The sequence below is a fragment of the Tsuneonella sp. CC-YZS046 genome, from assembly GCF_035581365.1.
Lineage (GTDB): Bacteria > Pseudomonadota > Alphaproteobacteria > Sphingomonadales > Sphingomonadaceae > JAWKXU01.
The window spans coordinates 1,758,404-1,771,181 of the sequence record NZ_CP141590.1 but is presented as its reverse complement, the minus strand read 5'-3'; the positions used below and the strand labels follow the sequence as shown (position 1 = coordinate 1,771,181).

15 protein-coding genes are annotated in these 12,778 nt (G+C 65.6%); 3 read left to right on the top strand and 12 right to left on the bottom strand.

The genetic code is table 11. The features are described from left to right. Positions 1 to 6: 6 nt before the first annotated feature. The 4 genes from U8326_RS08785 to U8326_RS08770 form a co-directional block, all read right to left on the bottom strand. The gene (locus U8326_RS08785) at positions 7 to 900 is read right to left on the bottom strand and encodes an acyl-CoA thioesterase (RefSeq protein ID WP_324739782.1); all 894 of its coding nucleotides are present in this window, start codon (positions 898 to 900) and stop codon (positions 7 to 9) included. Between the two features lie 32 nt (positions 901 to 932). Beyond that, a complete protein-coding gene (locus tag U8326_RS08780) occupies positions 933 to 1,811 on the bottom strand; it encodes a transcriptional regulator (protein WP_324743566.1) in 879 nt (292 codons plus the stop codon). Positions 1,812 to 1,813: 2 nt separating this feature from the next. Beyond that, the gene (locus U8326_RS08775; protein ID WP_324739781.1) at positions 1,814 to 2,941 is read right to left on the bottom strand and encodes a GNAT family N-acetyltransferase; all 1,128 of its coding nucleotides are present in this window, start codon (positions 2,939 to 2,941) and stop codon (positions 1,814 to 1,816) included. Between the two features lie 230 nt (positions 2,942 to 3,171). Then, positions 3,172 to 5,346 carry a sodium-translocating pyrophosphatase gene (locus U8326_RS08770; protein ID WP_324739779.1) on the bottom strand — a complete coding sequence of 725 codons (2,175 nt, stop codon included), beginning with the start codon at positions 5,344 to 5,346 and terminating at the stop codon, positions 3,172 to 3,174. Between the two features lie 184 nt (positions 5,347 to 5,530). Here U8326_RS08770 and U8326_RS08765 point away from each other — a divergent pair, with 184 nt between their 5' ends. Together U8326_RS08765 and U8326_RS08760 are read left to right on the top strand one after the other, a co-directional pair. Beyond that, the gene (locus U8326_RS08765; RefSeq protein ID WP_324739778.1) at positions 5,531 to 5,725 is read left to right on the top strand and encodes a hypothetical protein; all 195 of its coding nucleotides are present in this window, start codon (positions 5,531 to 5,533) and stop codon (positions 5,723 to 5,725) included. After that, complete coding sequence (locus U8326_RS08760) at positions 5,722 to 6,681, top strand: fatty acid desaturase (RefSeq protein ID WP_324739777.1); 960 nt, start codon at positions 5,722 to 5,724, stop codon at positions 6,679 to 6,681. Before U8326_RS08765 ends, U8326_RS08760 begins: the two co-directional genes overlap by 4 nt. Before the next feature lie 21 nt (positions 6,682 to 6,702). On the opposite strand, the gene thiL is transcribed toward U8326_RS08760, so the two are convergent. The 5 genes from thiL to U8326_RS08735 all read right to left on the bottom strand — a co-directional run bounded on the left by thiL (position 6,703) and on the right by U8326_RS08735 (position 10,609). Further along, on the bottom strand, positions 6,703 to 7,581 hold the full coding sequence (gene thiL, locus U8326_RS08755) for a thiamine-phosphate kinase (protein ID WP_324739776.1): 879 nt from the start codon (positions 7,579 to 7,581) through the stop codon (positions 6,703 to 6,705). 233 nt (positions 7,582 to 7,814) lie between these two features. Next, complete coding sequence (nusB, locus tag U8326_RS08750; protein ID WP_324739775.1) at positions 7,815 to 8,273, bottom strand: transcription antitermination factor NusB; 459 nt, start codon at positions 8,271 to 8,273, stop codon at positions 7,815 to 7,817. Next, positions 8,270 to 9,559: a histidinol dehydrogenase gene (hisD, locus tag U8326_RS08745; RefSeq protein ID WP_324739774.1), complete on the bottom strand. Its 1,290-nt coding sequence runs from the start codon at positions 9,557 to 9,559 to the stop codon at positions 8,270 to 8,272. The genes nusB and hisD overlap by 4 nt, the downstream gene beginning before the upstream one ends. Continuing rightward, positions 9,559 to 10,215, bottom strand: coding sequence for an ATP phosphoribosyltransferase (gene hisG, locus U8326_RS08740; protein ID WP_324739773.1), 657 nt, complete (start codon positions 10,213 to 10,215; stop codon positions 9,559 to 9,561). The genes hisD and hisG overlap by 1 nt, the downstream gene beginning before the upstream one ends. 118 nt (positions 10,216 to 10,333) lie before the next feature. Next, a complete protein-coding gene (locus U8326_RS08735; protein WP_324739772.1) occupies positions 10,334 to 10,609 on the bottom strand; it encodes a BolA family protein in 276 nt (91 codons plus the stop codon). 62 nt (positions 10,610 to 10,671) lie between these two features. Here U8326_RS08735 and U8326_RS08730 point away from each other — a divergent pair, with 62 nt between their 5' ends. After that, positions 10,672 to 11,259, top strand: coding sequence for a DnaJ domain-containing protein (locus U8326_RS08730; RefSeq protein WP_324739771.1), 588 nt, complete (start codon positions 10,672 to 10,674; stop codon positions 11,257 to 11,259). A 10-nt stretch (positions 11,260 to 11,269) separates the two neighbouring features. On the opposite strand, the gene U8326_RS08725 is transcribed toward U8326_RS08730, so the two are convergent. Genes U8326_RS08725 through U8326_RS08715 form a run of 3 tightly spaced genes read right to left on the bottom strand, consistent with a single transcriptional unit; the run spans position 11,270 to position 12,777 of the window. After that, entirely contained in the window at positions 11,270 to 11,710 is a 441-nt protein-coding gene (locus U8326_RS08725; protein WP_324739770.1) for an SRPBCC domain-containing protein, read from the bottom strand. A gap of 18 nt (positions 11,711 to 11,728) precedes the next feature. Beyond that, the gene (locus U8326_RS08720; RefSeq protein ID WP_324739768.1) at positions 11,729 to 12,382 is read right to left on the bottom strand and encodes a glutathione S-transferase family protein; all 654 of its coding nucleotides are present in this window, start codon (positions 12,380 to 12,382) and stop codon (positions 11,729 to 11,731) included. Then, positions 12,379 to 12,777, bottom strand: a complete 399-nt coding sequence (locus U8326_RS08715; protein ID WP_324739766.1) for a VOC family protein — start codon at positions 12,775 to 12,777, stop codon at positions 12,379 to 12,381. The genes U8326_RS08720 and U8326_RS08715 overlap by 4 nt, the downstream gene beginning before the upstream one ends. Between the last annotated feature and the right edge of the window lies 1 nt (position 12,778).

Sequence of the window (12,778 nt, the reverse complement as noted above, 5' to 3'; positions counted from 1 at the left end):
TGCGGCTCAGCCCTCGCCGCCGACGACCCGGATCATCCCCTCCTGGGTGACGCTGGCGACAAGGCGCCCGTCCCGGGAAAATATCCGGCCACTGGCAAAACCGCGGGCATGGCCGGCCCATGGGCTTTCGGTGACGTAGAGCAGCCATTCATCCGCGCGGAACGGCTCATGAAACCAGATCGCGTGATCGAGGCTGGCGGGCTTGACCGACAGGAGATCTCCCCATCGGTAACCGTGCGGGAAGATCGAGGTGCCCAGCAGCTTGATGTCCGATGCATAGGCAAGCACCGCGCGATGCACGCGGGGATCGTCCGGCAGCGGCGCGACCGTGCGGAACCAGGTGTGGGCGATGGGCGGAGACTTGCCGGATTCCAGCCAGCGCAACGCTTCGACGCTGCGATAATCGATCGGCCCCGGCATGCCGATCTTGGTTTGATGCGGAAAGCTGATCTCGTCGCTGTATCTGCGGCTGACGACATTGTCGGATTCGAGATCCTCCGGCTGGGGAACGTCGCTGATCGACGTGCTCTGATGGCTCAGGCCGGTGCCCGGCACCTGGAACGATGCCGTCAGATTGAGGATCGGCTCGCCCCGCTGGGTCGCCACGACCCGGCGATTGGAAAAGCTGCGCCCGTCGAAATCCCGCATGATGGCATAATCGATCGGCAGGTCTTCCGAGCCGCCGCGCAGGAAATAAGCGTGCAGGGAATGAGCCGCGCGGTCTTCGGGAACGGTCCTTTCCGCGGCGGCAATCGCCTGCGCGATGACCTGGCCGCCATAGACGCGCCCGACCCCGCCCTTCCTGCGCCGGCCCTCGAACCGGTCGGTGCCGCGTGGCTCCATATCGAGAAGGAGCACGAGGTCGGCAACGAGCTGCTCTGGTGTAGGGGGATATTGCATTCCGCGATATTGCGGCGGGAGGGAGCGAGTCGTCAATGTAAACTGCAGATGCGGCGGATCGCGCGCCAGGCAAACGCCTTCGCGAGATTGTGGCGAGGCCATCGCGAAGTGGCTCTGGGCGAGAATCCTTTTTTGCGCAGCAATGCATTGAAACAACGCGCATCCGCTTCCGCGTAACTCCATTCGGAACGCCAGGTTATGGAGAGGGAAACGGAAGGCTCCGGGCCGACTTTCACATGATGCGGAGCCATGACCGGAACATAGATCGCATCGCCTGGGTGCAGCGGGAAGGGCGTTCCGCCCTGTTCCAGGCCCTCGTTCCAGCGCAGTTCCCGGGGGCCGCCGGTGTGGTAGGATTCATGCGCGGTATCGGGCGCATAGCGCGGGTCCCCGGCGGGGAACTGGGTCATGATCTTGCTGCCTTCGATCTGCAGCAGGATGTTGTGTTCGGGATCGAAGTGATATGGCGTCACCGCATTGGGCGAGGAAATGAAGATGAACCCCTGCGGGGTGAGCATCTCGCCCGTGCGGATTTCCATGCAGCCTTGCAGTTCCTCCAGCAACCCTTCCAGCAATGCGGCATAGGCCGGGTCCTGCTCTATGTTCTTGAGCACGGCCCAGCTGCCGCTGTTGGCGATATCCCTTATGGTTTCGCCGATGCTGAGGCCGTTTGCCTGGGGCTTGCCGTCCACTCCGATCGGCAGGTCGCCGCGGTTATATTCGATGGAACGGGCAGGCAGCCGCTCCGCGAGTCGGGCCATCGCTTCGCGCTCCAGCAGGGGATGCGCGCGCAGCTCGTGCTTCAGGATATGCGGCGTTTCCGGATAGGACGCGGCGAATATCCGCCTGGCCGATTGCGCGAAGATGCCATGCCCGGCGCCGTCGCTGGGTTCAGGAGAAGGCATTTCCATCATCACCCTATGCTTCCCGTATTCGTGCCTGTTTCCAGCCTTGCAATCTGACGGAACACGCTCTGGCGCGCCGCCCCGCCGATGCCGAAGCTGATCCGCCCGATCGCGCGCCTCTCCCGCCAGATATGATCGATCATGGGGTGATCCGCGGTGGCGCAGCTGTCGCACCATTCGATCCGTTCATGGCCGAGCAGCGCCAGATTTTCCCGTTGCAGCAGGACGCCGGGGGAGAAGCGGGCATAGTTTTCATCGAACGCGGTCTTGTAGGAGAAGGCGCCCGGCGGACAAAGGAAATTGGCCAGCATCGCGATCGGCCTGCCGTCGAGAGTGAGGCTGAGGCGTTCCAGCCTTCCGGCGGCGCTGGCGCCGGCGAGCGCTTCGCGAAACAGGGTGGCGGTGGCATCGGCGCAGCCGAGGGCGGAGCCGGCCTTGCCCTTCCAGCCTCGCATTTCAAGCTGGAGGAAATCCTCGATCCAGCGATCCAGACCGTCCCGTCCCGGTTCGCGCGTGAAGTCCAGGGCCCCTTGTTCCGCAAGCCGCTTGTGCTGGCGCCGCAGTTCCTTGCGCTTCTTGCCGGACAGCGCCTGCTCCAGATAGGCGTCCGCGGAATTGTCCGAGGCGAGCATCGCGCGCTCCTCGCGAAAGACGAGAGCGGCCGGCCTGCCCCGTTCCACCAGCAGGTCGCGCAGGGCGCGATGGAGTCGTCCCGACAGGGGCAGATGGGCAAGATGGAAGAAGAGCGCATATCCGGCGTTCTCGTCCGCCCAGTCGATCAGGCTTTGCCAGAATGCGATCTCCGCACCCTGCGCCACCAGCGGGCAGCCCAGGAAGCAATTCGCATGCGTCCAGTTTCTAAGATGGGGAAGCGGGTTCCCGTAATATGTCATCGAGCGGGAAATGGGCATCAGCGCCAGGGGAATGCCGGCCGCCTCCAGCACCAGGATCTTCACGCGCTTCTGCGGGTCGAGCGCCCGCAGCGAGGGCAGCAGATACCAGCTTTCGTAAAACGGATTCGGCTCGCTGGCCGTCGCCGCCAAGGCATCCCAGCAATCGAGGAACGCCCGGTCGCCAAGTTCGGCCGGGCGGATCTCGCGCAGCCTCGGATCGCCGCTTGCCGCATCGGCCCTCATCGGACCCGACCCCGCAGCGCCACCCGACGCGAACATGAGAGAGGCTTTGCCAGCCAAATCCATTAACCTTCCGAGACGACGGACTCACCCGTCCATGGCGGTTTAGCGCGACTGGCCCAATCAATTGTTAAGGCTGGGCGCGGATTTCGCCGCTGTCCGAAAATGGGAAAACCCTGCCCGCAAATCTTGCGGACAGGGCTTTCGCCAGTTCTTCGAGGCGTTGCTGCCGGTCAGCCTGCCGCGAGGGCAGCCAGCAACAGCAAGGCGACGATATTGGTGATCTTTATCATCGGGTTGACGGCGGGGCCGGCGGTGTCCTTGTAGGGATCGCCCACCGTATCGCCCGTCACCGCGGCCTTGTGGGCTTCGCTGCCCTTGCCGCCGTGGTTGCCGTCCTCGATATACTTCTTGGCATTGTCCCAGGCGCCGCCGCCCGAGGTCATCGAGAGCGCGACGAACAACCCGCCGACGATGACGCCGAGGAGCAGCGCGCCCAGCGCCGCGAAGCCCGCAGCCTTGTCGCCCGCGACCGCGGTAATCACGAAATAGACCACGATCGGGGCCAGCACCGGCAGCAGCGACGGGATTATCATTTCCTTGATCGCGGCCTTGGTGACGAGGTCCACCGTTCGGGCATAGTTGGGCCGGCTGGTGCCCGCCATGATGCCGGGATCGGCGGCGAACTGGTCGCGCACATCCTTCACCACATCGCCCGCGGCACGGCCCACGGCCGTCATGCCCATCGCCCCGAACAGATAGGGCAGCAGGGCGCCGAGCAGCAGCCCGACGATGACATAGGGATTCTCCAGGCTGAAATCGACGTTCAGATCCGGGAAGAATTCCTTCAGGTCGGTGGTGTAGGCGGCGAACAGCACCAGCGCGGCAAGGCCCGCCGAACCGATGGCATAGCCCTTGGTCACGGCCTTGGTGGTGTTGCCGACCGCGTCCAGCGCATCCGTCTTTTCGCGCACGCTGTCGTCAAGCCCGGCCATTTCGGCGATTCCGCCGGCATTGTCGGTGACAGGGCCATAGGCGTCGAGCGCGACCACCATCCCCGCCAGCGCGAGCATCGAGGTGGCGGCATAGGCGATGCCGATCAGCCCCGCGAGCTGGTAGGAGCCGATGATGCCCGCTACGATCACGATGGTGGGCAGGGCGGTTGCCTCGAGGCTGACGGCCAGTCCCTGGATCACGTTCGTGCCATGCCCGGTTTCCGATGCCTTGGCGATGGAGCGCACCGGGCGGTAATTGGTGCCCGTGTAATACTCCGTGATCCAGATGATGAGGCCGGTGATCGCGAGGCCGAGCATGGAGCACCAGAACAGGTCCATGCCGGTGAAGCCGCCGGCCTGCGTGGCGACCGCTTCCTCGATGAGCACCCCGTCGAAGGTGGCGGCCGCCGCATCCGCGGCCACTTCCCCGCCGATGACGGAATTCATGTCCCCGCCCAGGGCCGTGCTGGTGGCCAGCCAGATCGCCGGGATCGAGAGGATCGCCGTGACCAGGAAGCCCTTGTACATGGCGCCCATGATGTTCGTCCCGCCGCCGAGGCGGACGAAGTAAGTGCCGATGATCGAGGTGACGATACAGGCGCCGCCGATCAGCAGCGGCAGGGCCATCAGCGGAACGAGCAGGTCGCCCACGCCCTTGAGCAGCAGCGCGGTGAGGACCATGGTGGCGCCCACGGTGACGACATAGGTTTCGAACAGGTCGGCCGCCATGCCGGCGCAGTCGCCCACATTGTCGCCCACATTGTCCGCGATCACGGCGGGGTTGCGCGGATCGTCCTCGGGAATGCCTGCCTCGACCTTGCCGACGAGATCGGCGCCCACGTCCGCGGCCTTGGTGAAGATGCCGCCGCCGAGACGGGCGAAGATCGAAATCAGCGAAGCGCCGAAGGCGAGCGCGACCAGCGCGTCGACCACGGTGCGGTCTTCGCCGCCGACGGTGTAGCCGCCCGGCCCGATCAGATACCAGAAGAACACGGCGATCGCGAGAAGAGCGAGGCCGGCCACCAGCATTCCGGTGATCGCCCCGGCCCGGAAGGCCAGGGTCAGCCCCTGCTGCAGCCCGGTTTGCGCCGCCGCCGCCGTCCGCACGTTGGATCGCACCGAAACGTTCATTCCGATGAATCCGGCCACGCCCGACAGGATCGCGCCGATTGCGAAGCCGGCGGCGGAAATCCCGCCCAGCGTCACGGCGATGATGACGGCGACGACAACGCCGACAATGCCGATAGTGGTATATTGCCGTTTCAGATAAGCTTGGGCGCCTTCCTGGATTGCGCCCGCGATTTCCTGCATCTTTTCGTTGCCGGCATTCGCGCCGAGTATCTGGCGGCTGGTAATGAAACCGTACAATACGGCCAGCAGCCCCAGAACAATTGCGATGACTATCAAGTCCACCCTAACCCCCTTTCTCTTTTCATAGCCGGCGGTCTGGGTAATTCATGGCCGCAAGCTCGGACGCAGGTATTAAGCACAGTGCCGGGGTGCGCAACCCTAAAGCGATTTCAGCGCACAGAGTGATTAGCTGAACTGGCCGCTGCGATTTCTTGCGGCATTTCATGGTTTATGCAATATTAACCCTATGGCCGGGGCTCTGAAAAAACTGTTCGCGATCATGCCGTTCCTTTTCGGACTGGGATTCATCGCGCCTTTGACCGCGCAAATCATGGTTCTCTGGGAAGTCGATCCGCCGCTGGGCCTCAGCCCTGTCGCGTTCGGCCTGCTGTTCGGCGGCGCCTGGGGGCTGATCGCCAATATCCGGGGCCGGTGGCTGTGAACGAGCATGATCTGCTGCTGCGCCAGCCCGGCGCGGAAGCGCCGCCGGCGCTCGATCGCCCCGCGCTGCCGCTCGGCCCGGACGGGCTGGATCGCTACACCCGGCGCGACCTGCGCAGGGAAGAGATCGCGATTGCCCAGCAGTTCCACGGCGGGGCGATGTGGCCCTATGTCGTGGCGGCGTTCGGCTGCTTCGCCGTCTGGCTCAGTTTCTTCCCGCTGGCGATCATGGGCAAGCTCAACCTGCCGCTGGCCTGCGTCCTGTCCTGCATCTTCGCCACCGGCGGCTATGTCACCAGCCACGAGGCGATGCACTCCAACATCGCCCGGCATGGCAGCAAGTGGCGCTGGGTCAACGAATGGGTCGGCAAGGTTTCGACCATCCCGATCGTGTTTCCGTTCAGCATGGCGCGGCTGATGCACCTGGAACATCACTATCATTGCAACGATCCGGAGAAGGACCCGGACTATACGGATGAAGCGCCCAATATGTGGGCTGCCTGGTACAAGACCTGGTATAACCGCCAGCCCGGGGTGGATGGCTCGATCCACCACTACAAGCGCATCCTGGCGGAGATGGGCACGCCGGAAGCCGCGAAGGCGCTCAAGGATACGCTGATCCTGCAATTGTTCTTCATGACCGTGCTGTTTTCCATGGCATGGAGCGGCTATGCCATCGAGGCGGCCCTGATCTGGTGGCTGCCGCGCCATGTCGGCCTGTCCTATATCCGCTTCTATCTGAGCTGGGCGCCGCATCATCCGCGCGAAGGCAAGAAGGGGCGGTATGAAAACACCCGCATCTTCAAGAGCAGGCTCGGCCATGTGCTGTCGATGTGCATGGAAACCCACCTGATCCATCACCTCTATCCGGGCATTCCCAATCACCGGACCAGGAAAGCCTATTTCGCGCTCAAGCCGATACTGGAAAAGCGCGGGGTGGATTGCTCGGCTCTCTAATCCGTTCCGGTCCGGCTAAGGCTAGCCGCCATGCTGATAGCCCAGCGTGGCCGGGTCGCCGAGTTCCCGCCCATCCAGCATGAGCGGCGCGCCCTGCCGTTCGCGCACCTCGCCGATCCGATGGGCCGGCATCGGCAAGGCGGCGTCCGGCGGCGCGGTGAACAGCAGCTGGTAATCGTCGCCCCAGCGCAGGGCATCCTGCCGGCGATGCTCCGGCGCGGCGAGCGGGACGGCGGCGCTCTCGATCATCAGCGTCACACTGCTGGCCTTGCCCATCCGCCAGGCATCGAGCAGCAAGCCGTCGGAAACGTCCATCATCGCGCTGGCATGGGGGGCCAGCGCCTGCCCTTCGCGGAGCAGGGCGGCGGGGCGGCGATAGGCCAGGCTGTCTCCACCCGTTCCATCGCGCAGGGCCTCGAACCCCATCATGGCGGCGCCCACCGGGCCGGTGACGCAGAGAATATCGCCCGGCTTCGCGCCCGCCCGTGAGGGGACCGGCGTATAGCTCGCGCGGCCGATCGCGGTGAGGCCGAAGGCCTGCGCCCCGTCGGCGGCGGAAACCGTGTCCCCGCCAAGCAGGGGCGTGCCGTAATGCGCCAGCGCCTCATCCAGCCCGGCAATGAATCGGGCATCGCCGGAACCCAGCATCTGCCCCACCAGCACGCCCAGCGGCACGGCGCCTTTCGCCGCCAGATCGGAAAGATTGGTCGCCACCAGTTTCCAGGCCACGTCGGCACGATCCTGCGAGGGCAGGAAATGCACCCCTTCCACCATCATGTCATGGGTCAGAACCAGCGTTTCCGAGCCGACCTCCAGCACCGCCACATCGTCCTGCAATCCGCGCGCCGCGGGGTGCGTGGCCAGGCTGCGCAGGGCGGCAATGTTCTGGGCTTCATTCATGGCCGCGCGCCCGCCGCGCTTCTACCGCATCGGGCAGGTTGACACAGTTGACACTGTTCAAGGGACAAAATCCCGACCCGCTCCGGGGCATGGAAGTTCCCTGAGAAAAGGCGGGAGAAGGGAAGGCATCGCGGCGCGGCATCGGCCACCTATGCCAAATCGGCGCGCTGTAGGAAAACCGCTTTTGCCGCCCCGCCCGGCCGGTGCGGCGGGAAGGCCCCGGCGTGGAAGGTTCAGCGGACCGCCTTGGCCACGGCATCCAGCACGCCGTTCACGAACTTGGCTTCGCGCGCATCGAAGAAGGCATGGGCGACATCGACATATTCGCTGATCGCGCTGGCGGTGGGCACATCGGCGCGGGCGAGCAGCTCATATGTCCCGGCCCGCAGGATCTGCAGCATGGTCCGGTCGAGCCGCTTGAGGCTCCAGCCCTCGGCCAGCCGCGCTTCCAGCAGATTGTCGATCTCCGTCTGTCGCGCGGTCGCGCCTTTCACCACATCGTCGAAGAAATCGACTTCGGCTTCAGCCATCTGCGCTTCGTCTATTTCCTCGCCCAGCCGATGCTGGTGGAACTCGTCCAGCAATCTGGCGATCGGCGTCGCTTCCATCTCGTGCTGGTAGAGCGCCTGCACGGCGGCGAGGCGGGCGGCGGACCGCGCCTGGGCGCGGGACTGGCGGGTGGGCTGGTTCATGGCAGGCGCAGCTTCACGGATTGGGCATGGGCGGGCAGCCCTTCCATTTCGGCGAGCGCGACGGCGGCCGGGCCGATACCCGCCAGCGCCGCATCGTCCAGCGCGATGAAGCTGGTACGCTTCATGAAATCGAGCACCGACAGGCCGGAGGCGAAGCGCGCGCGGCGCCCGGTCGGGAGGACGTGATTGGGGCCTGCCACATAGTCGCCCACCGCTTCGGGAGTCATCCGCCCGAGGAACACGCTCCCGGCATGGCGAATCGCGCCGAACAGGCTTTCGGGATCGTCGGTGGCGATCTCCACATGCTCGGCCGCGAGGCGATTGGCGAGGGCGGGCGCTTCCGCAAGATCGGAGACGGTGATGATGACGCCATGGTCGTCCCAGCTCTTGCGGGCGACCTTGCTGGTGGACAGCATGGCGCATTGCACATCGACCCGGTCCTCCACTTGCTCGGCGAAGGCGGTATCGTCGGTGATGAGGATGGATTGCGAGGACGGATCGTGCTCGGCCTGGCTCAACAGGTCGGCGGCGATCCAGTCCGGATCGTTCCTGCCATCGGCAATGACCAGAATTTCGCTCGGCCCCGCCACCATGTCGATCCCGACCACGCCGTAAAGCTGGCGCTTGGCCTCGGCCACCCAGGCATTGCCGGGGCCGGTGATGACGTCGACCGGGCGGATGCGCCCAGTGCCATAGGCCAGCGCGGCGATCGCCTGCGCCCCGCCGACGCGCCAGAGTTCATCCACCCCGGCGAGATGCGCGGCCGCCAGTACCAGCTCGTTCACCTCGCCGCGCGGAGTGGGCGTGCAGACCGCCAGCCGCTCCACCCCGGCGACCTTGGCGGGGATCGCATTCATCAGCAGCGAGGACGGATAGGCGGCGCGGCCGCCGGGAACGTAAAGCCCGGCCGCGTCGACCGCGCGCCACTTCGCGCCGAGGCGCACGCCTGCCGCGTCGGTATAGTCCCGGTCCGCGGGCAATTGCGCTTCGTGATAGGCGCGGATGCGCGCGGCGGCGAGTTCCAGCGCGTCGCGCAGCTTGCCGTCCAGCGCATCATAGGCCGCCGCGCAGGCCTCGGGCGCGATGCGCCAGTCATCCTCGCCGGCGGGCGTGAAATCGTCGAAGCGGATGGTGTAATCCAGCAAAGCCGGGTCGCCGCGCCGCTTGACCTCGTTGAGGATGGTGGCGACGGTCTGCGCGACATTGGCATCGCTTTCGCGCCGGTCGGCCACCAGCTTGTCGAAATCCCGCTCGAAATCCGGATCGGTGGTGGAAAGCCGGCGCATCAGGCCGCGTCCTTCCGGCCCTGGGCGCGGAACGCTTCCACCAGCTCGCCGATCCTCGGGTCGGTCTTGAGCGCGGCCCGGTTCACGATCAGCCGCGCGGAAACCGGCAGGATGACGCTGGTTTCGACCAGCCCGTTTTCCAGCAGCGTTCTGCCGGTGGAGACGAGGTCGACGATCTGCCCGGCCAGGCCGAGGCTGGGGGCAAGCTCCATCGCGCCGTTCAGCTTCACGCATTCGGCCTGGATGCCCAGGCTCTCGAAATGCCGCCGGGTGATGTTGGGATATTTGGTGGCGACGCGCAGGTGGCTGATATGGCCGCTGCTCTCCTGCGGTGCGTCCTTGGGGCGGGCGACCGACAGGCGGCAGTGGCCGATGTCGAGATCGACCGGCGCGTAGAGATCCGCATAGGCGAATTCCTCGACCACGTCGGAGCCGACGATCCCGGCCTGCGCCGCGCCATGGGCGACGAAGGTGGCGACATCGAAGGCGCGCACCCGGATCAGGCGCATGTCCGCCCGTTCGGTGGCGAAGCTGAGCGCCCGGTTGCCCTTGTCGTGGAACGCCGCCTCGGGAACGACGCCGGCGCGCGCCATCACGGGCAGTGCTTCGTCCAGGATGCGGCCCTTCGGCACGGCGAATGTCAACGGCTCGGTCATAGCGGCTCGGCACTTAGGAGCGACGCGGGCAAAGGGCAATCACTTAGGCAATATCGGCATTCAGCCCTGACGACCTGCACGTCATCTTCTGAATGACGATACTGCCTGGGGCCGTGATCTATGCTTCCTCCGGGGCAAGCGCGCGGATGGCGAGGGCGTGGACCCGCTCGCCCGGAATGTCGCCCAGCGCGCGATTGACCATGCGCTGCCGCTCCAGCCGGGACTTGCCGGAAAAGGCGGCGCTCTGGATCACCACGGTGAAATGGGATTCGCCGCTGCCGTCGTCCCCCGCATGGCCGTGATGGCGCGCGCTGTCGTTGATTACTTCCAGGCGCGAGGGCGCGAATTGCGCTGTCAGCAGGCGTTCCATTTCCTGGGCGAGGGGGCCGGGCATTTTTCGGTTCCTTGTTGGAGAGAGGGGTTCCCATATAGCCGATCGTTCCCCATCCTAAAGGAGTGACGCGCGACAAGTTTCATGGGCGGTTCGCGAACAGCGGCCGCATTTGCCAGCATCCCGAGTGCGACGAGCCGGGCGAGTTCCGGGCGCCGGGCTATCGCGGGCCGAATTTCGACGGGCCGGGCGAATGGCGCTGGCTGTGCCTCGACCATGTCCGGCAGTTCAATTCCGGCTACGACTGGTTCGAGGGGATGAGCCCGGAGGAGATCGTCCGCGCGCAATCGCCGGTCGCCGGCTGGGCCACCGAAACCCGCGCTTTTCGCGCCGATGCCGGAGTGGACGGGATGCCGCGCTGGGCCGATTTCCACGATCCGCTGGATGCGATCGGCGCGCGTGCCGGCGACATAAGGCGCCGGGCGGAAGGCAACAACGCCGCCTTTTCCCGCTTCACCCCGCGCGAACGGGAGGCGCTGAACGCGATGGGGCTGGGTCCGGATACCGACCGCTCCGCCCTGCGCCGCCGCTATTCGGAACTGGTGCGCAAATACCACCCCGACCGCAATGGCGGCGACCGCAGCCATGAGGGGCGGCTGGGCCGGGTGGTGGAAGCCTATCAATTGCTGCGGAAAAGCGCGGCCTTCGCCTGATCCCGCTTTCTCACCCTTCCTCGCATAACGCCTTGAGCTGGTCGGCGCAGGCGCCCCAGCCTTCGGCGAAACCCATTTCCTCGTGCTGCTTCATCGTCTCCTCGGTCCAGTGGCGGGCCGTGGCGGTATAGCGCGTGCCGTCGCCGTCCGGGTCGATTTCCCAGAGGCCGATCATGAACGGGCCGGACGGCTGGAAATCCGCCTTGACCGCATCGGTCGTCACGAAGCGGCGGCCTTCGTCGAAGGCCAGATAGATCCCTTCCTGCGGCATTACTTCGCCATCCGGGCCATAGAACGTCATGTTGCAGGCGCCGCCCGCGCGGCGTTCCTGCAGGTCGATCTTCGCGTGCCACGGCGCGGGGCACCACCATTCCTCCTGGCGGTTGGCCATGATGTCCCACACCTTTTCCGGCGGCGCGGCGATATGGCGGGTGATGGATAGTTCGTTCATGGGATTCATCCTCTCGTTTCAGTCCCGGTCGGGCGCTCCGAGCGGGAAAAAGCGGCGCCATGGGCGCGCTTCGTCCACGCAGCGGCCAACCGGCGGCAGCGTCAGCAATTCCGCGCGAAGGGCCGCCACGCGCGGGCAATTCGCGGGGATCGGCTCGACCCAATCGGCATAGAACAGCGATGGCGCCGCCGCGCAGGTGATGAGTGAGATATGGGCGGGAAGGCTGTTTTCGCGCAGCCAGCGTTCCAGCCAGCGATAGGTCCTGTTCAGGCCATCCTTCCCCGCCGCGACCTCCGCAGGGTCGGGATTGTTCGCATCCGCCAGATAGGCGTTCACCACCCGCTGCATGTTGCCCATCACGTAATTGTCGAACACGCGGTCCAGCATCCGGATCGTCACCGCGTCGTCCGGCTTGGCGGGGATCAGCTGCGCCAGGGCTGGATGATGCAGGTGGAGATATTCGAGGATAGCGGTGGCTTCGACGATCGTCGTTCCGCCATGCGTCAGGACCGGGAATTTCCCGGCGGGATGCTCCCTGCGCACGAAGGCCAGATTGTCGGGGTGATCGGGGCCGACCGTCCGGAACTCGAATTCCGCCTCGGCCGCATAAAGCGCGATCAGCGCCTTCCAGGTATAGGATGAGAAGGGATGGCCGTAGAGCGCGAAGGTCATGCCGCATCATCCGGCGTTCCGGCGGAATAGGGCCGGGTGATGGCTTCCAGCAGATGGCCGTGGGGATCGGGGAAATAGACGCCCCGGCCGCCCGACAGCCGGTTGATCTCGCCCGGCCGGCTGCGCGCCGGATCGGCCCAGTGCTCCAGCCCCCTGTCCCGGATACGCGCGAGCACGGCGTCGAACTCCTCCTCCGAGACGAGGAACGCATAATGCTGGGGCGAAACGGGGCCATCCTTCTCCATGAAATCGAGCGATACGCCATTGGCAAGGGTCACGACCATGAAGTGCATGAAAGGACTGGGCGCATCGCAGCCCAGCATTTCCGCCAGAAACGCAGAGGATGCATGGCGGTCGCTGCACCAGACGATAGCGTGGTTTAGCTCGGCCGACATG